The 17,264-nt window shown below is 67.7% G+C and carries 18 protein-coding genes; 6 read left to right on the top strand and 12 right to left on the bottom strand.

The annotated features are described in order from the left end of the window. Nucleotides 1–128: 128 nt before the first annotated feature. The 3 genes from RTQ83_RS20965 to RTQ83_RS20975 are packed head-to-tail and all read left to right on the top strand — an operon-like array spanning nt 129 to nt 5,466. Nucleotides 129–983, top strand: coding sequence for a carotenoid biosynthesis protein (locus tag RTQ83_RS20965; RefSeq protein ID WP_312518942.1), 855 nt, complete (start codon nt 129–131; stop codon nt 981–983). Further along, the gene (locus RTQ83_RS20970; RefSeq protein ID WP_312518945.1) at nt 980–4,555 is read left to right on the top strand and encodes a response regulator; all 3,576 of its coding nucleotides are present in this window, start codon (nt 980–982) and stop codon (nt 4,553–4,555) included. The genes RTQ83_RS20965 and RTQ83_RS20970 overlap by 4 nt, the downstream gene beginning before the upstream one ends. Beyond that, complete coding sequence (locus RTQ83_RS20975) at nt 4,552–5,466, top strand: diguanylate cyclase (RefSeq protein WP_312518948.1); 915 nt, start codon at nt 4,552–4,554, stop codon at nt 5,464–5,466. The genes RTQ83_RS20970 and RTQ83_RS20975 overlap by 4 nt, the downstream gene beginning before the upstream one ends. Before the next feature lie 20 nt (nt 5,467–5,486). Here RTQ83_RS20975 and RTQ83_RS20980 read toward each other — a convergent pair whose 3' ends face one another. The 3 genes from RTQ83_RS20980 to RTQ83_RS20990 all read right to left on the bottom strand — a co-directional run bounded on the left by RTQ83_RS20980 (nt 5,487) and on the right by RTQ83_RS20990 (nt 7,806). Further along, the gene (locus RTQ83_RS20980) at nt 5,487–6,587 is read right to left on the bottom strand and encodes a hypothetical protein (protein ID WP_312518951.1); all 1,101 of its coding nucleotides are present in this window, start codon (nt 6,585–6,587) and stop codon (nt 5,487–5,489) included. Nucleotides 6,588–6,721: 134 nt separating this feature from the next. Then, nucleotides 6,722–7,324 carry a DedA family protein gene (locus RTQ83_RS20985; protein ID WP_312518953.1) on the bottom strand — a complete coding sequence of 201 codons (603 nt, stop codon included), beginning with the start codon at nt 7,322–7,324 and terminating at the stop codon, nt 6,722–6,724. A gap of 29 nt (nt 7,325–7,353) precedes the next feature. Further along, nucleotides 7,354–7,806 (bottom strand): AraC family transcriptional regulator, encoded by a 453-nt coding sequence (locus tag RTQ83_RS20990; RefSeq protein ID WP_312518956.1) that lies wholly within the window; start codon nt 7,804–7,806, stop codon nt 7,354–7,356. 174 nt (nt 7,807–7,980) lie between these two features. Between RTQ83_RS20990 and RTQ83_RS20995 the strand changes: the two genes are divergently transcribed. Both RTQ83_RS20995 and RTQ83_RS21000 read left to right on the top strand, forming a co-directional pair. Beyond that, entirely contained in the window at nt 7,981–8,691 is a 711-nt protein-coding gene (locus tag RTQ83_RS20995; protein WP_312518959.1) for a YjjG family noncanonical pyrimidine nucleotidase, read from the top strand. Between the two features lie 127 nt (nt 8,692–8,818). After that, entirely contained in the window at nt 8,819–9,337 is a 519-nt protein-coding gene (locus RTQ83_RS21000) for a DUF6622 family protein (protein WP_312518962.1), read from the top strand. A 16-nt stretch (nt 9,338–9,353) separates the two neighbouring features. On the opposite strand, the gene RTQ83_RS21005 is transcribed toward RTQ83_RS21000, so the two are convergent. From RTQ83_RS21005 to RTQ83_RS21035, 7 genes are all read right to left on the bottom strand, one after another. Next, the gene (locus tag RTQ83_RS21005) at nt 9,354–9,656 is read right to left on the bottom strand and encodes a hypothetical protein (RefSeq protein WP_312518965.1); all 303 of its coding nucleotides are present in this window, start codon (nt 9,654–9,656) and stop codon (nt 9,354–9,356) included. Between the two features lie 47 nt (nt 9,657–9,703). After that, nucleotides 9,704–10,336 carry a response regulator transcription factor gene (locus RTQ83_RS21010; RefSeq protein WP_312518967.1) on the bottom strand — a complete coding sequence of 211 codons (633 nt, stop codon included), beginning with the start codon at nt 10,334–10,336 and terminating at the stop codon, nt 9,704–9,706. Then, complete coding sequence (locus RTQ83_RS21015) at nt 10,333–10,920, bottom strand: TMEM175 family protein (RefSeq protein ID WP_312518969.1); 588 nt, start codon at nt 10,918–10,920, stop codon at nt 10,333–10,335. Before RTQ83_RS21015 ends, RTQ83_RS21010 begins: the two co-directional genes overlap by 4 nt. Beyond that, nucleotides 10,917–11,621 (bottom strand): YoaK family protein, encoded by a 705-nt coding sequence (locus tag RTQ83_RS21020; protein WP_312518972.1) that lies wholly within the window; start codon nt 11,619–11,621, stop codon nt 10,917–10,919. Before RTQ83_RS21020 ends, RTQ83_RS21015 begins: the two co-directional genes overlap by 4 nt. 2 nt (nt 11,622–11,623) lie before the next feature. Further along, entirely contained in the window at nt 11,624–13,519 is a 1,896-nt protein-coding gene (locus RTQ83_RS21025) for an amidohydrolase (protein ID WP_312518974.1), read from the bottom strand. A 117-nt stretch (nt 13,520–13,636) separates the two neighbouring features. Next, the gene (locus RTQ83_RS21030) at nt 13,637–14,323 is read right to left on the bottom strand and encodes a hydrolase (protein ID WP_312518977.1); all 687 of its coding nucleotides are present in this window, start codon (nt 14,321–14,323) and stop codon (nt 13,637–13,639) included. 74 nt (nt 14,324–14,397) lie between these two features. Beyond that, entirely contained in the window at nt 14,398–14,676 is a 279-nt protein-coding gene (locus RTQ83_RS21035) for a XapX domain-containing protein (RefSeq protein WP_312518980.1), read from the bottom strand. 147 nt (nt 14,677–14,823) lie between these two features. Here RTQ83_RS21035 and RTQ83_RS21040 point away from each other — a divergent pair, with 147 nt between their 5' ends. Then, on the top strand, nt 14,824–15,741 hold the full coding sequence (locus RTQ83_RS21040; protein ID WP_312518982.1) for a LysR substrate-binding domain-containing protein: 918 nt from the start codon (nt 14,824–14,826) through the stop codon (nt 15,739–15,741). Here the strand turns inward: RTQ83_RS21040 and RTQ83_RS21045 are convergent, their stop codons facing one another. Further along, nucleotides 15,742–16,125, bottom strand: a complete 384-nt coding sequence (locus tag RTQ83_RS21045) for an OsmC family protein (protein ID WP_312518984.1) — start codon at nt 16,123–16,125, stop codon at nt 15,742–15,744. A 69-nt stretch (nt 16,126–16,194) separates the two neighbouring features. Continuing rightward, complete coding sequence (locus RTQ83_RS21050; protein WP_312518987.1) at nt 16,195–16,896, bottom strand: pirin family protein; 702 nt, start codon at nt 16,894–16,896, stop codon at nt 16,195–16,197. Between the last annotated feature and the right edge of the window lie 368 nt (nt 16,897–17,264).

Consider the following 17,264-nt stretch of genomic DNA (forward strand, 5'->3'; position numbering starts at 1 on the left):
AGCCGGTCCCGACCTGCTAGACTGATGAGGTTTGCGTGCAATGCGCACGCCGGAGCCGCCTCCGGGCGCCACCGGCCTGCGTCGAAGGGCACGCGCCGCCGTTCAATCCCGTCAAGAGGATCACGACCATGTCGACCTTGCCGCTTCAAACTTCGCGCCTGCCGCTCTTGCCACGCTTTGTCCTGCTGGGTAGCGCCGCCCTGGCCCTGCTGGTTCCCGTGCTGCTGCACGGCTGGCCGGCCCAGACCCAGTTGATCGTCGCCAGCGCACTGCTGATGGCCGCCCTGTGCTTCGCCAGCGCCGTCAGCGTGCTGGGTTCGGACGCCGCGCTGCGCCTGACCGCGATCGCCGTCGCCGGCGGCTGGTTCGCCGAACAGATGGGCGCCTCGCACGGCTGGTTCTTCGGCGACTACGACTACACCGAGGTGCTGGGCCCGCGCCTGGGCCAGGTGCCGCTGGTGATCCCGCTGATGTGGTTCGCGCTGACCTATACCGGCTACGTGATGGCCAACCTGATCGTGTGGCAGACGCCGGTCGACGGCGCCAACGGTGTGGGACGCACGGTCACCATGGCCTTCCTGGCGGCGCTGATCGTCACCGCCTACGACCTCGGCGTCGACCCGTACATGGTCTACAAGCTGGGCGCCTGGGTCATGGACAAGAAGGACGGCTGGTGGTTCGGCGAGACGCTGCAGGGCTTCGCCGGCTGGATGCTGGTGGCGTTCGCGATCGTGAGTGCCTTCCGCGCATCGTCGGCGCGACAGCTCAAGGAAGCGGCCACCGCGCGCCCGGCACTGCGCCATGTGGCAGTGCCACTGCTGCTGTACGCCGCCCTGATGGTGTATGAAGTGACCCAGGGCGTGCCGGTCGAAACCCGCACCATCGCCCTGTTCGTGATGGGCATTCCGCTGTTCTGCGCCTGCTGCGGCCTGGCGCGCTGGCATGGCGAACGCATGCCTGCCGCGCGCGGAGAACCGGCATGACGGCAGGCGGCATGTCGTTCCGCATGCGCGTCGTCAGTTCGCTCCTGAGCACGCTGCTGCTGTTCATGCTGCTGGCCGCGTTGCCGCACCTGGCCGCGGCGCAGACGCCGCTGGTGCTAGGTCCGGACGTGCGCCAGGTCGACGCCTGGCCCGCCATCACTATCCTGCGCGACCCCGAACGCAGTTTCCAGGCCCAGGAAGCGCTGGCCGCGAAGGAGCGCTTCGTACGTCCGGACACCAGCTACGCCACGCTCGGCATGCAGCCGGGGACGACCTGGGTCCGCATTCCGGTATCGGTACCGGCCGACGCCCCCAACGCCTGGGTGATGCAGGTCGACTTCGCCCTGCTCGACCAGCTCGACGTCCACGTCGCCGCTCCCGATGGCCTCAGGCAGGTGGCCAGCGCCGGGCGCATGCAGGTCCAGAGCGGCGACGCGCTGCGCGGCCGGGTGCCGACCGTGGTGCTGCGCCTGACGCCGGGCGCCGACTACACCGTGCTGCTGCGGGTGGCCGCGGTCGGCCCCAAGATCCTGCCGCTGTCGTTCATGCAGGTCAACGAGGTGCTGCCAGGCTCGCTCACCGAACAGATGCTGCAAGGCGTGATCCTGGGCCTGGGCATCTGCCTGTTCCTGTACAGCGTCGGCCAGTGGCTGACGCTGCGCGAACCGCTGTTCGGCAAGTACGCGATCCTGGTCGGCGGCGTGACGCTCTACTCGGCCTGCTGGTTCGGCATCGCCGGCCAGTTCCTGTGGCCGGGCAATGCCTGGTTCCTCGAGCACGGCGCCGGCATCTCCTCGATCATGGCATCGTGCGGCGCCTACCTGTTCGTCGAGCAGTCGCTGGCGCGTCCAGGCATGGACCGCCTGTTCAGCCGCCTGATGCGCGGCTTCGCCGTGGCCTGCCTGGTGACCGCGATCGGCTTCGGCCTGGGCCTGATCAGCCACAAATACCTGGTGGCGATCGTCGGCACGCTCGGCATCATGCCGATGCTGCTCGGTCTTCCCGGTGCGGCGCGGCGTGCGCGCGCCGGCGACACCATCGGCACCTGGTTCCTGATCGGCTGGGCGGTGAGCTTTTCGAGCTCGCTGATCACGGCCCAGGTGATCAACGGCCGCCTGCCGGCCAACTTCTTCACCATGCACGCGCTCGAATTCGGCAGCACCTTCGACATGCTGGTGTTCATGCGCATCCTCGGCCTGCGCACCAAGGCGATGCAGACCGCGATGCTGCGCGCCGAAGCGGGGGCACGCATGAAGTCGGAATTCCTGGCCAATATGAGCCACGAGATCCGCACCCCGATGAATGCCATCATCGGCATGAGCCGCCTGGCCCTGATGAGCGATCCCGCGCCGCGCCTGCGCAACTACCTCGGCAAGATCCTCGGCGCGAGCGAGCACCTGATGGGCATCATCAACGACATCCTCGACTTTTCCAAGATCGAGGCCGGCAAGCTGACCCTGGAAAACGTGGCGTTCGATCTCGACGAGATGCTCGACCACCTGTCCACGCTGGTGGGCGTAAAGACCGATGCCAAGGGCATCGAGCTGATCTTCCGGGTCGGCCCCGGCGTGCCGACACGCCTGGTGGGCGACCCGCTGCGCCTGAGCCAGGTGCTGATCAACCTGACCGGCAACGCCGTCAAGTTCACCGAACGGGGCGAGATCGTGGTCGCGGTGGAGCTGGCCAAATCCGACAGCGACGGCGTCACGCTGGCGTTCTCGGTGGCCGACACCGGCATCGGCATGGCGCCGGAACAGCTGCCGCAGCTGTTCCAGTCGTTCAGCCAGGCCGACAGCTCGACCACCCGCAAGTACGGCGGCACCGGCCTCGGGCTGTCGATCTCGCGCCAGCTGGTCGAGCTGATGCAGGGCACGATCGCCGTGCGCAGCACGCCGGGCAGCGGCACCACCTTCACCTTCACCGTGCCGCTCGGCGTGGCCGAGGGCCATGGGGCGACCGGCGCCGGCAGCGCCGCGCATGCCACCCGCCTGGCGCTGCTGCTGGACGTGCGCGCGCTGGTGGTCGACGACAGCGCCACCTCGCGCGCGGCGTTGGCCGAGATGCTGGCCGCGTTCGGCGTGCAGACCGAGGCGGTCGGCTCGGGCGAGGAATGCCTGGCGGCGCTGGCACGCGCCCAGGAGCTCGGCCAGCCCTACCAGATCGTGCTGATGGATTACGTGATGCCTGGCCTGGACGGGATGGAGACCATCCGCCGCATCCGCCAGTACACGCGCGACGCGGCGCCGCCGTCGATCCTGATGGTGTCGGCGCTGACCCGCGAAACGGTGCTCGAACAGCAAGGCGAGCTGCCGGTGGACGCCTTCCTGCACAAGCCGGTCGGCCCGGCGCTGCTGTATCACAGCCTGCTGCAGGTGCTGCATCCGCAGCTGGCCGCGCTCGAAGGCGCCGGCGCCGCCAGCGGCAGCGCGCTCGACGCCCAGAACGGCGTGATGGCAGACATCCCGCGCCTGGACGGCGCGCGCATCCTGCTGGCCGAGGACAATGCCAACAACCGCGAAGTGGCGCTCGACTTCATGGCCGCGGCGCGCATGCAGGTCGATGTCGCCTTCAACGGCGTCGAGGCGGTGCGCATGGCGCAGCAGGGAGACTATGACCTGGTGCTGATGGACATCCAGATGCCCGAGATGGACGGCCTCACCGCCACCCGCGAGATCCGCGCCAAGGCCGGCAGCGACGCGCGTCTGGCCAAACTGCCGATCGTGGCCATGACGGCGCACGCCATGGCCAGCGACCGCGCCCTGAGCCGCATGGCCGGCATGAACGACCACGTGGCCAAGCCGATCGACCCCGACCTGCTGTTCTTCACCCTGCTCAAGTGGATCGACCCGGCGCGCCTGGAAGGCCGTCCGCTGCCGCCGCGCAGCGCGCGCCAGGGCAGCGCCGCGCCGGAACCGGCCGGCACCCTGCCGGCGGCGCCCGGCATCGACTGGCGCCTGGCACTGGAAAACGTCGACGGCCAGCGCAGCCGCCTGGAAAAGCGCGCCGGCAGCTTCGTGCGCGAATACGCCGGCGCGCCACGCATCCTGCGCGAAGCGCTCAGCGCCGGCGACCATGCGCGACTGCAGTCGCTGGCACACAACCTGAAGTCGAGCGCGGCCTACGTCGGCGCTTTCGAACTCTCGGGTGCGGCCAGCCGGCTGGAACAGGACCTGCGCGCCGGCATGCTGGAGCGGGTCGGGGTGCAGGTGCCGGCGCTGCTGGCGGCGCTCGACAACGCGCTCTCGGGCCTCGCGCGCATGGCCGCCAGCGCCCTGCCGCGCCCGCTGCCGGACGAGGCGGCGGCCGCGGTGGCGGCGCGCCTGGACAGCCACCTGCGTGCGGACGACGCGCGCGCCGAAGACACGCTGTCCGAACTCGAGGCGCTACTGGCCGGCAGCCCGCACGCGGCGGCGCTGGAACCGGTGCGCCGCGCGATCGACGAGATCGAATATGCTGCCGCTGTGGAGTCGCTGGCCGTACTCATAGCCCAGCTGAGCGCGCAACCGGAAGCGCCGGCCAATGCCCCCGCAAACAACAGCGCAACCCAGAGCAGCCTCGAAGGAAGCACATGAACGCAGTGGAGACGCAAAAAGTCCTGGTGGCGGACGACGACGCCATCAACCGCGAAGTGCTGGGCGACCTGCTCAAACCCGAATACACCGTACTGCTGGCCCGAAACGGCGCCCAGACCCTGGAGCGCGCCGCGCGCCACCTGCCCGACCTGATCCTGCTCGACGTGATGATGCCCGACATGGACGGCTATGAAGTGCTGCGCCGCCTGCGCGCCGATCCGCACACGGCCCACATCTCGGTGATCTTCATCTCGGGCCTCGACCGTCCCGAGGACGAAGCCAGCGGCCTCAAGATGGGCGCCTCGGACTACATCGTCAAGCCGTTCAACCAGACCGTGGTGATGGCGCGCGTGGCGCTGCACCTGCAGGTGGTGCGCCAGCGCAGGATGCTCGAACGCCTGGCCAACATTGACGGCCTGACCGAACTGGCCAACCGGCGCCGCTTCGACGAGATCTTCGCCATCGAATGGCAGCGCGCGCGCCGCAATCACGCGCCGCTGTCGCTGGCGATCCTCGACATCGACGCCTTCAAGCAGTACAACGACCGCTACGGCCACCCGGCCGGCGACCGCGCGCTGCGCTCGGTGGCACGCGTGGCCTATGCCGCCATGCGCCGCCCGACCGACCTGGCGGCGCGCTACGGCGGCGAGGAACTGGTGCTTCTGATGCCGGACACCGATGTCGCCAACGCCCTGGGCATGATGGAAGAACTGCGCGAAGCGGTGGTCAACCTGGCGATCGCGCACGAAGCGTCGTCGGTGGCGCCGATGCTCAGTGCCAGCATCGGCGGCGCGACGCTGGTGCCGGGCGGCGCCGAGCTGCAGTTCGAACTGTTCGAGGCGGCCGACGCCCAGCTGTACCGGGCCAAGCAGGCCGGGCGCAACCGCGTGCACTGGCGCGGGCGCGACTGATTCATCGGACGCCGCGGCCGTCAGCCGCGGCAGGCCAGGCCGAATTTGGTGGCGACGCAGCCGCGCCGCGCGCACTGGCTGGCGTGGTAGCCGGCGGCGCGGCACTGGCGCAGGGTCTCGGCTTGCGACAGTGCCGGTTCGGAAGCGGCCGGCTTCGATGGTGGCGCGGTGCGCGCAGCGGCTTTGCGTTCAGTCTTTTTCGCGTCGGCTTTGCGTGGCTCGCTTTTCGCGGCCGCTTTGCGCGTGTCCGCCTTGCGCGCCTCTTCTTTCGACTGCACCTTCTTGACCGGTTCCTTGCGCGGCGCCGGCTTGCGCTCGGCCTCCTTGCGCACTTCGGACTTCGCTTTCGCCGCAGGCGCGGCTGCGGCGATGGCGGCAGCGGCAGCGGCCGGCGCAGCCTTCACCGCCGTGTCGGCGAACTTCTCTTCCTCGCCCTCTTCCACCTCGCCCGCACTGTCGGGCAGGCGGACGTCGAGCTGGCGCGAGTCGTCCATCTCGGGTACTGGTTCAACCGTCGACGTCCCCGGCTTGACCAGCACCAGCGGCGGCGCCGGCTCCGGTGCCGGCGGTACATAAGGGACGATGACGGCGGCCGGCGCGCTTTCGCCGGCGACCAGCGCCAGCGTCGCGGCCACCTTGCGGTCCTGATAGACCCAGGCGCCGGCGCCGACGACTGCAACGCCCAATAACGCGGCGGCGCCCCAGGCCACCAGCCTGCGCCCGCTGCGCTCGAACCAGGACGGCTGGGTGACCGGGAAACGCAGTGCTCCATCGGGTGCGCGGCTGGCGAAGGAAGGAATGACATCCGCAGCCGGCTGCGGGGCCGGCCGCGATGCGAACATCGGTGCCGGTTCGGGCGATACGGGCGCGGGTTCGGACGGTGGCGGCGCCTCCGGCGCCACCGACTCCGGCGCCGCGGCTTCGCGCGCACGCCACACCGGCGGTGCGCTTGCACGCCGGGCACGCCAGACGCGCGGACGCTCTGCGGGCACGCCGGCGCTCGCCTGCACTTGCGGCGCAGGATCAGGCGCCGCCTGCGGCGGACGCGGCGGGGAAACAGGTGATGGGACGGCCGGTAGCGAGCGGCTATCCCCGAAATCTTCCAGCAACTGACTTTTCATGTGCACGGGCGTGGCATCGAACACGCCGATTGTAGCCGCATCGCGCGCGGCAGGACACAATCAGCGCACACCGGCGTGCGCTCGCGGCGCGGCGGGCGTTGCGCGCACGCCGCGCCGGACTCGGGTCTGCGGGTTCAGGCCTTGCGCGACTTGAAGGTCGCCACGCGGTACAGGTACCAGCCCACCAGGCCGATCAGCACCGCCTTCGACACCGGATCGACATAGTCGGCGACGCGCTCGTACTGGCTCTCGAGCAGGTAGCCGGCGCCGGTCAGGATCCCGGTCCACAGCAGCGAGCCGACCGTCGAATACAGCAGGAACTGCGCCAGCGGCATCTTGGCCAGGCCGGCCGGCACCGAGATCAGGGTGCGGATGGCCGGAATCAGGCGACCCAGCAGCACCACCTTGCGGCCATGTTTTTCGAATGCGTCCATCGCGTGCTCGATGTCGCCGTGGGTCACGGTCAGCCAGCGCGCGTGGCGGTCGGCCAGCTTTTCCAGGCGCTCCTTGCCGTACACCTTGCCCGCGTAGTACCAGGGCAAGGCGCCGGCCACCGAACCGGCGGTGCCGGCAATCAGCACCCCGACCACGCTCAGGTCGCCTCGCGCGGCGACGAAGCCGGCGAACGGCATGATCAGCTCGGACGGGATCGGCGGGAAGATGTTCTCCAAAGCCATCAGGGCGAATACGCCGAAATAGCCGCTGTTTTGCATGAACTCGGTAATGAAATCGAACACGGGAAAGGCTCCGGCGTGGTTGTCAGCCCCTACGATACCAATTTTGTCGAAATAACACTGTTTTCCAAAGGTATCGTGTTCTGGTCCATTTTGCGACGGCAGTGTTCACTGTTGCCGCAGCGCCAGGCGTGGGGCGCAACGCCGATGGTCTCGTGGAAGGTGCGCGTGAAATGCGACTGGTCGCAAAAACCGTGGGCATGCGCGATCGCCGTCAGCGGCGCGTCGGACGCCAGCATCGCCGCGCAGGCGGCCGCCAGCCGGCGCCGGATCACGAACACCCGCGGCGGCACGCCGACGCTGTGCTTGAAGGCGCGCGTGAAGTGGCTGACGCTCAGACCGACCGTGGCGGCCAGGCTGGCGGTGCGCAGGGTGGCGTCGAGATTGGCATCGATATAGGCGGTGACTTGCCTGATCTGCCAGCCGGGCAGCCCACCGGGGCGCAGCGGATTGTCGAAAGTCGGGGTCAGGGGCGCGATGTGCACGGGGCGTCTCCAATGTGGCCGAACGGGGATCGTTCAGGCCACGATGGTGCAGCGCGGGAACGATCCCGCCCAGACCGGATCAGGGCAGCCCCGCACCCCACGAAAGTGTTGGTTCGGTTGCCTGCTCTTCAGTCCGTGCTACCATGGGTCTTGATCACCTCGCTTCACGTCCACATGAAACACCGCTTGTTCCTGTTCGACCTCGACGACACCCTGCTCGATTTCCGCGCCTCCGAACGGCTCTCCTTCGTGCGCACTCTGGAGGCGCTCGGCGCCGACGGCCCGGTACTCAATCCCGATGCGCTGTTCGCCGACTACCAGACCATCAACCTGGCCTTGTGGAAGGCGTTCGAGCTGGGCACCGTGACCAAGGATTTCCTGAAGGTGGAGCGCTTCCGCAAAGCGTTCGAGGTGCACGGCATCGAGCGCGATCCGCAGCAGGCCAGCGCCCTGTACCTGGAAGCGCTGGCCGATACCGTGGTGCTGCTCGACGGCGCCGTGCAGCTGTGCGAGACGCTGGCTGCGGTCGGTGAAATCGGCATCATCACCAATGGCGTGCACCAGATCCAGACCCGGCGCATCGCCGCCTCGGGGCTGGATGCGCACATCTCCTTCGTGGCCACCTCGGAAGCCTGCGGCTTCGCCAAGCCCGACGTGCGCTTCTTCGAATATGCAACCGGCATGGCGCGCCGCTTCGTGCGCGAGGAAACCGTGATCGTGGGCGACCGCCTGGACGCCGACATCCTCGGCGCCAACCGCTTCGGCATCGACAGCTGCTGGTTCAATCCGGACGGCTCGCCGAACAACTCGCACGCGGTGCCGGACTGCGAAGCGGCCAGCCTGCACGAAGTGATTCCGGCGCTGCGCGAACTGGCGCCGGCCTGACCGGTTTCGGCGCGCCACTGGCGCGGTTGGCGCCGTTAAACGGCGGGTTCGTCGCACCGCGTTCCGTCGCAGGCTCCTGGAAGGCATAGTGAGGCCATCTCAACGCCATCACCTTCAGGAGTCGACCATGTCCCAGATTCTCACCCACACCCCTGTCCATGTCTGGGCCATCCTGGCCGGACTGATTGCGCTGGGAGTGTCCGCCATGCGCGACCGCGAGATGACGCCGCGCCGGCTGGCCATCCTGCCGCTGGCGATCGTCGTGCTGTCGTTGAGCGATATCGGCAACAAATTTGGATTCGGCGCCCTGTCACTCGGCGCTTGGGCTATGGGCTGCATCGCCGCGGTGATGCTGACCATGCGCTTCGCCCGTTCGCGCATCGCGGCCTCGAACACGCCGGGGCGAGTCCGGGTCGGCGGCAGCGTCGCGCCGCTGGCAATCATGATGGCGGTATTCTGCACCAAGTATGCAACCGCCGTCATGCTGGCGCTGCGCCCGGAACTGGCCGGCGCCGCGCAGGCGGTGCTCGGCGTGTGCGCCGTGTCGGGTCTGTTCAATGGCGTCCTGCTCGGCCGCATGATGCGCGACCTTGGCGACTGCCGCGCGGTCGGCCTGCCAGAAGGCAGCGCGCGCATCGCAGCATGACTCTGGCCGGACGGCGCTAGCCGCCGGCCGCGCTGCGCAGCCAGTCGCGGCCGCTCTGATCGAGGGCGGCCGCGATCACGTCTTCGGGCAGGCTGTACACGGTGGCCCAGGTGGCGCGGCCGTCGACCGCATTCGACGGGAAGCTGGTGGTCTCGATCGGCCAGTGATACTTGCGTTTCAGGGCGCGAACGATGGCGGCCAGCGTGACGCGGCCGCGCAGCGGTTCTGCGCCGGCCTGGTCGGCGTTGGAGAGCAGGACGGCGAGGACGGCGCCGCGCGCCGTGCGCGGGCCGGGGAAGATGGGTGTCTTTCTTGGCATGCGCTCATTCTAGCGCCAACCGCCGCATGGCGATGCCGGCATGCGCACTACAGCTCGATGAAGCCGCGCTCGATCCCGATCGTCACCGCGTGGGTGCGGTTATTGGCCCCGAGCTTGTCCATGATGCTGCGCAGGTGGCCCTTGACCGTGTCTTCGGACAGCCCGAGCGTGCCGCCGATCTGCTTGTTGGCATTGCCGCGCGCGATCAACGCCAGCACCTGCAGCTCGCGCGCGGTCAGCGATTCCTGGCCCAGATGGTGCGCCAGTTCGGCCGCCACCTGCGGCGGAAAATAACGGTGGCCGGCGGCGAGGATGCGCACCGCCTCGGTCAGTTCGCGCCGCAGCGCGCTCTTCAAGAGGTAGCCCTGGGCGCCGGACTTGATGGCCTGGGTGACACGGGCATCGCCGCTGTAGGTAGTCAGGATCGCCAGGCAGGCGTTCGGAAACTCGGCGCGGATCGCCTGCACCGCTTCGAGTCCGTTCATGTTCGGCATCTGCAGGTCGAGCAGCGTCACGTGCGGGCGCAGCTCGCGGTAACGCGCCAGCGCCTCCCGGCCGTCATTGGCCTCGCCCACCACCCGCATGTCCGGCTCGCCGCTGATCACGGCGGCGATCCCTTCGCGCATCAAAGGATGGTCGTCCGCGATCAGGACCTCGATTGGCAGCTGCTTGATGTTCACTCGCTCTCCTCTTTCATTTCAATGCGGCCGGCGCGGACCTGCGCCGTCTGCGGCACCAGCCACAGACAGACCAGCACCACGTGCAGCGCCGAACCGAGGGGCGCATACCACAGCGCCAGCACGACCGCGGCCGCGTACAGCGCCACCGACAGCCGGATTTTTTCGTTCTGCCAGGAGTGGGCATGATCGACCCCGCCCAGCGTCCCCAGGCGCCAGGACAGCAGCATGAACGAGATCGAGCACATCAGCAAGACCACGCCATACAGCGCCACCGGCGCCGACGCCATCGGATGCTCGCCGGCCCACGCGGTCACGAAGGGAATCAGCGACATCCAGAACAGCAGATGCAGGTTGGCCCACAGCGTGGCCCAGTCGACGCTGCGCACGCGGTCGAGCATCGCGTGGTGGCTGACCCAGTAGATACCGACGTACACAAAACTCAGTGCGTAGCGCAGCCAGGACGGGATCACCGCCGCCGCGTCGTGCAGCGTACTGGACGCCGGCGGACGCAGCTCGAGCACCATGATCGTGATGATGATCGCGATCACGCCATCGCTGAAGGCCTCGAGCCGCGTCTTGTTCATGCCGCTGCCGACGCCGGTTTGGCTTCAAGCGCCGGGGCGGGCAGCCACAGGTGCAGGCACAGGATCGCGATCGGCGCCAGCAGCGCGACGAAGCCGAACTCCAAAAAGCCGAAGGCGGCGCCGGCGCAGCCGAGCGCGAAGCCGAACACCGGCCAGAAGAACTTGCCGCAGCGGGCGGCGGTGGCACCGTCGCCGGCGCCGCGCAGCCAGTCGACGCCGTCGATCACCAGCTGGGTCACGTTCCCGGTCATCATCGAGGTCGGCGCCAGGTTAGACAGCAGCAGCTTGCTGGCCGCGCTGTGCGCGCCCATCGCCGCCGTGCCGAGCAGGCCGGCCGCCATCGCCAGTGGCCCCATCTGCTTCGGCACCGGCTCGGCCAGCATGCCGCACACCATGAAGCCGGTCAATAGCACCAGCTGCAGCAGGTAGTTCGGCTTGTGCGCCGAGACGCCGCGCCGCTCGCACGAGGCCACCAGCAGGCGCGCCGCGGCGATGCCGAGGATGAAGGCCGGGAAAGCCAGGATCTTCAGCAGCGACGGTATCTGCTGCGGGTCGGCCAGCGAGGCCCCGAGCAGCACGAAGTTGCCGGTCACGTGGGCGGTGAACAAGCCGAACAGGGCGATGAAGCCGAGCGTATCGACGTAGCCGGCCAGGAAGCCCATGCCGAAGCCGTTCAGGCGTTGAGGTGAAGTGGTTGCCATGATCAGAACGCGAAGCAGCTGCAACCGAGCGCGCCCCAGAAGCCGCCATGGTCCGACACCGGCATGTTGGAACGCCGGGCGCGGTCGTGGCTGTGCGCGTGCACGCCGCATGGGCCGCTGCACTGGTGCGCCAGCGCAGCCACCGGAGCCGCTTTCGGCTCCGCCTTGCGCCAGTGGCCCGACACCTCGCGCACCGGTGACCATTCCGGCAACACCGGAATCGGCGGTGGCCCGAGCGAGGTGAACTCGGCGGCGCCGTACACCATCTTGCCTCCCACCACGGTCAGCACCGATTCGATCGCCTTGATCTCTTCGGCGTCGACGCTGAAGAAGTCGCTCGACAGCACGGCCAGGTCGGCCAGCATGCCTTCGCGGATGCGGCCTTTCTTCTCTTGCTCGTTCGAGAACCATGCGCTGCCCGCGGTCCACAGTTCCAGTGCGACTTCGCGCGGCAGGTGGCCGGCCGTGCCGTACAGCGGCAAGCCGCCCACGGTGCGCCCGGTCACCAGCCAGTACAGCGCGGTCCACGGGTTGTAGCTGGCGACGCGGGTGGCGTCGGTACCGGCGCCGACCGGCACGCCGGTTTCCAGCATGCGCTTGATCGGCGGCGTGGCGCGCGCCGCGTCGGCGCCGTAGCGCTCGACGAAATACTCGCCCTGGAACGCCATCCGGTGCTGGATCGCGATGCCGCCGCCCAGGGCCTGCACGCGATCAATATTGCGCTGGGTGATGGTCTCGCAGTGGTCGAACATCCAGTGCAGGCCGTCGAACGGGATGTCGCGGTTGACCTTCTCGAACACGTCGAGCATGCGCGAGATCGATTCGTCGTAGGTGGCATGCAGGCGGAACGGCCAGCGCTGGGCCACTAGGTGGCGCACCACGCGCTCCAGTTCGTCTTCCATGCCGGGCGCCAGGTCCGGGCGCGGCTCCAGGAAGTCTTCGAAGTCGGCGGCCGAGAACACCAGCATCTCGCCGGCGCCGTTGTGGCGGTAGTAGTCGCTGCCCTGCCCTGGCGTGACCATGCCGGTCCAGCGCTGGAAGTCTTCCAGCTCGGCGCCCTTGTTCTGCGTGAACAGGTTGTAGGCGATGCGGATGGTGAGCTGGTTGGCGGCATCGAGTTCTTCGATCACCGCGTAGTCTTCGGGATAGTTCTGGAAGCCGCCGCCGGCGTCGATGGCGCTGGTCAGGCCCAGGCGGTTCAGTTCGCGCATGAACTGGCGGGTGGAGTTGACCTGCAGGTCGCGCGGCAGCGTCGGGCCCTTGGCCAGGGTGGCATACAGGATCATGGCATTCGGACGCGCGATCAGCATGCCGGTCGGGTTGCCGCCGGCGTCGCGCACGATCTCGCCGCCCGGCGGGTTCGGCGTATCCTTGGTGTAGCCTACCGCGCGCAGGGCTGCGCGGTTGAGCAGGGCGCGGTCGTACAGGTGCAGGATGAACACCGGCGTATCGGGCGCGGCGGCATTGATCTCGTCCAGCGTCGGCAGGCGTTTTTCGGCGAACTGGAATTCGTTCCAGCCGCCGACCACGCGCACCCACTGCGGGTTCGGGGTGCGCAAAGCCTGTTCCTTCAGCATGCGCAGGGCGTCGGCGAGCGAGGGCACGCCTTCCCAGCGCAGCTCCAGGTTGTAGTTGAGGCCACCGCGGATCAGGTGCAGGTGGGAATCGTTCAGGCCGGGGATCACGGTGCGGCCATTCAGGTCGATCACCTGGCTGCCTTCGGTGCGCTGGCGCATCACGTGTTCCAGGTCGCCCACGGCGACGAAGCGGCCGTCGCGGATGGCGACGGCGCTGGCCAGGGGCTGCTCGCGGTCGACGGTATGGAAACGGCCGTTGATCAGAATAAGTGCAGGTGAGGATGCAGACGACGGCGCGCCGGCTGGGGACTGGGATTGCATGCTGGTCTCCGGTGGTTGCCGGACGTGGCGCGCCCGGCGGGGAAAATCACCGGCACGGCGCACAGCGCCGGCCGGCTTGAACACTACTGCGTGACGATGACGCTTACAGCCAAGCGATCAGCGTGCCGGCGCCGGGTCCAGCACTTCGTGCGAACCGGCAGCGCGCGCCGGCGCCTTGTGCACCATGGTGTAGGCGTAGTCCACGCCCATGCCATAGGCACCCGAATGTTCGGTGACGATCTTCATCACGGCGTCGTAGGTGTCGCGGTGGGCCCAGTCGCGCTGCCACTCGAGCAGCACCTGCTGCCAGGTGACCGGCACCACGCCGGCCTGCACCATGCGCAGCATCGCCATGTCGTGCGCTTCCTTGGTGGTGCCGCCCGAGGCGTCGGACACCATGTAGATCTCGTACTCGCCTTCCAGCATCGCGCACAGGGCGAAGGTGGTGTTGCACACCTCGGTCCACAGGCCGGCCACGATCACCTTCTTGCGGCCATTCGCGGCCAGGGCGTCGCGCACTTTCTGGTCGTCCCACGAATTCATCGAGGTGCGCTCCAGGATCTGCTGGCCCGGGAACACGTCCAGCAGTTCCGGGTAGGTGTTGCCCGAGAACGACTGGGTCTCGACGGTGGTGATGGTGGTCGGAATGCCGAACACCTTGGCCGCCTTGGCCAGGCCGACCACATTGTTCTTCAGGGTCTGGCGGTCGATCGACTGCACGCCGAAGGCCATCTGCGGCTGGTGGTCGATGATGATCAGCTGCGAGTTATGCGGGGTCAGGACTTCGAGTTTTGGATGGCTCATGGTGTTCTCCTTGTTGGCTCGTGGTGGGTGGCGCCTCTTCGTGTGAGGCAGCCGTTCTAAAAGGCGGTTCGGATTCAGCCCTGGCGGCTGCCCGGCTCGCAGTCGGCCGCCGCCGTCTGTTGCGGCGCCTTGGCTTCTACGCCAGTGATCTTCGGTTTGCATTCGCTGGCGAACCAGGACACGGTCAGCGGCTCGCCTTCGATCAAGCGCTTGGCCACCGGCACGACCTGTTCGCCGATCAGCATGCCCAGCAGGCCGATCAGGGCAATCGCCGGCGGTGCCGGCGAGCGCACGTTGATCACGCCGTACAGCAGCCCGGCGAGAATGCCGGCGCCGAGTGAAATCAAATACATAGCAGCTCCCGTTAGGCGGGCGCATCGGGTCGCGCCCACTCGTTGAAGTATCGTTTGACCGCCGTTACGGCGATAGAATCAGATTGCTGTGTTGATGCGCATGAAACTACGGGCTACCATGCGGCACCACCATTACAGGATTGCACCTTGCTGAAACTGAGCCTCGACGCCCTCCAGATCATCGACACCATCGCCCGCAAGGGCTCTTTCGCCGGCGCCGCCAAGGAACTGTTCCGCGTGCCGTCGACGATTTCGTACACCGTCTCCAAGCTCGAGGAAGACCTGGGCGTGCGCCTGTTCGACCGTTTCGGCCCGAAGGTCACGCTGACTCCCGCCGGCCAGGAACTGCTGAAGGAAGGCCGCTACCTGCTGCGCGCCGCCGGCGACCTGGAGTCACGGGTGCGGCGCGTCGCCTCGGGCTGGGAAACGGAGATCGCCCTCGGCATGGATTCACTGTTGACGGCGACCGGACTGCAGGCCGACATCGAAGCCTTCTACGCGGCGGCCGACCAGACCCGCCTGCGCATCGTGCGCGAGTCGCTGTCGGGCACCTGGGACGCCCTGCTCGACCGCCGCGTCGATCTGCTGGTGGGCGCGGCCGGCGAAGGCCCGTCGGGCGGCGGCTACACGGCCGAACCGATCGGCACCAGCGCCTTCGTGTTCACGGTGGCGCCGCACCATCCGCTGGCCGCCGCCGTCCACCCGCTCGACAAGGCCGATCTGCTGCCGTACCGGGCGATCTCGGTGTCCGATTCGGCGCGCCTGCTGGGCGCGCGCACCGTCGGCCTGCTGTTCGGGCAGGACACGCTGGCGGTGCCGGACATGACCACCAAGTACGAGTTCCAGGTGCGCGGCCTCGGTTTCGGCTTCCTGCCCGAGGCCTGGGCCCGGCCGGCCATCGAGCGCGGGCTGCTGGTCGAAAAACAGGTGGTGGAGCCGAAGGCCGATGAAACGTTCTATCTCGCCTGGCGCAGCGGCGAGGATGGCGCCGCGCTGCGCTGGTGGATCGAGCGCATGCGCAGCAACTCGCCGTTCGGCCGCATGCTGCGCGACCCCTGCGCCTGATTACACGGCCTCGGTCTGGATCCGGATGGTGCCGGACAAGGTTTTGTGTACCGGGCACTTGTTGGCGATATCGAGCAGGCGCACCTTCTCGTCCGCACCCAGCGCGCCGACGAATTCGATGTGGCGCTGCAGCTCGTAGGCGCCTTCTTTCTGGCCGTGCTCGATGCGCACCTTGACGTCGTCCAGCGCCATGCCCTTGCGTTTGGCATACATGGTCACGGTCAGCGCGGTGCAGGCGGCCAGTGCGGCGGCCAGCAGGTCGTGCGGTTCGGGGCCGCTGTTCTCGCCGCCGAGCGCTTCGGGCGCGTCGGACAGCAGCTGGTGCTTGCCGATCTGGATCGCGTATTGCAGCGGGCCGGTCCCGCGTTGGGCTGTGACTTGCATGGCGTGCTCCTCGTTCTCTTTAATCAGGCTCGGTGATCGCGCCGTCCGGGCGGGACGGCGCACCGGCATTTACTGCGGCAGGTCGAACACCAGCACTTCGGCCGCTTCCGCCTGGACCAGAGTGACCGCTTCTTCATCCGTCACCTTCAGCGCGTCGCCGCCGTTCAGGGCGATGCCGTTGACCGTGACGCGGCCCCGGATCACGTGGACATACGCCTGACGGCCGGCGGCCAGCGGATGGCTCACCGCGTCGTCGCCGTTCAGGATCGAGGCGTAGATCGACGCATCCTGGCGCATCGAGACCGAGCCCTCGCGGCCGTCGCTGGAGGCGACCAGGCGCAGCTTGCCGGTCTTGGAGGCGGTATCGAAGTGTTTTTCTTCATAGCCGCCCGGCTCGCCGCGGCGGTTCGGCTCGATCCAGATCTGCAGGAAGTGCACTTCTTCGGTCTTCGAGTGATTGAACTCGCTGTGCACCACCCCGCTGCCGGCGCTCATGCGCTGCACGTCGCCGTAGCGCAGCACCGAACCGTTGCCCATGCTGTCCTTGTGCTCCAACGCGCCGTCCAGCACGTAGGAGATGATTTCCATGTCGCGGTGGCCGTGCGGCTCGAAGCCGCGGCCGGGCGCCACGTGGTCTTCATTGATCACCCGCAGCGGACCGAAACCCATGTGTTTCGGATCCTGGTAGTGACCGAACGAGAAAGTGTGTTTCGAGTTCAGCCAGCCAAAGCTTGCACCGCCGCGTTCATTGCTTTTACGTACGTTCAACATGATGAGCTCCTTGTATGTGGTTAAGATCATCGAACAGCTCGACCCTGCGTTCCAGCTGCTGCCGCTTCTACTGCGTCTGCTGCAACACGTCTTGTGTTCGATGCGATGGAGTCATTATGCTCGGGTCCAGACAGCTTGAAAAACGGATAATTTCCAGCCCTATGATCGATTTTTTCGACGATCCATCCAGCCGGTACACATCACGGCAAACATCCTGGTCGCAGCAGGGCACCAGGCCACGGCGCAAAAAAAAGGCGCTGTTATCGTTAAATATGGATGAGTGTTGAACTGCTGAGCCGTCTAGCGGTCCAACCCTTCTCGTCATCCATAGGAGCCGATCATGAAGGCGCGCAGGTTCAAGAAGCTGT

The sequence above is a fragment of the Massilia sp. genome, assembly GCF_031995545.1.
GTDB lineage: Bacteria > Pseudomonadota > Gammaproteobacteria > Burkholderiales > Burkholderiaceae_D > Telluria.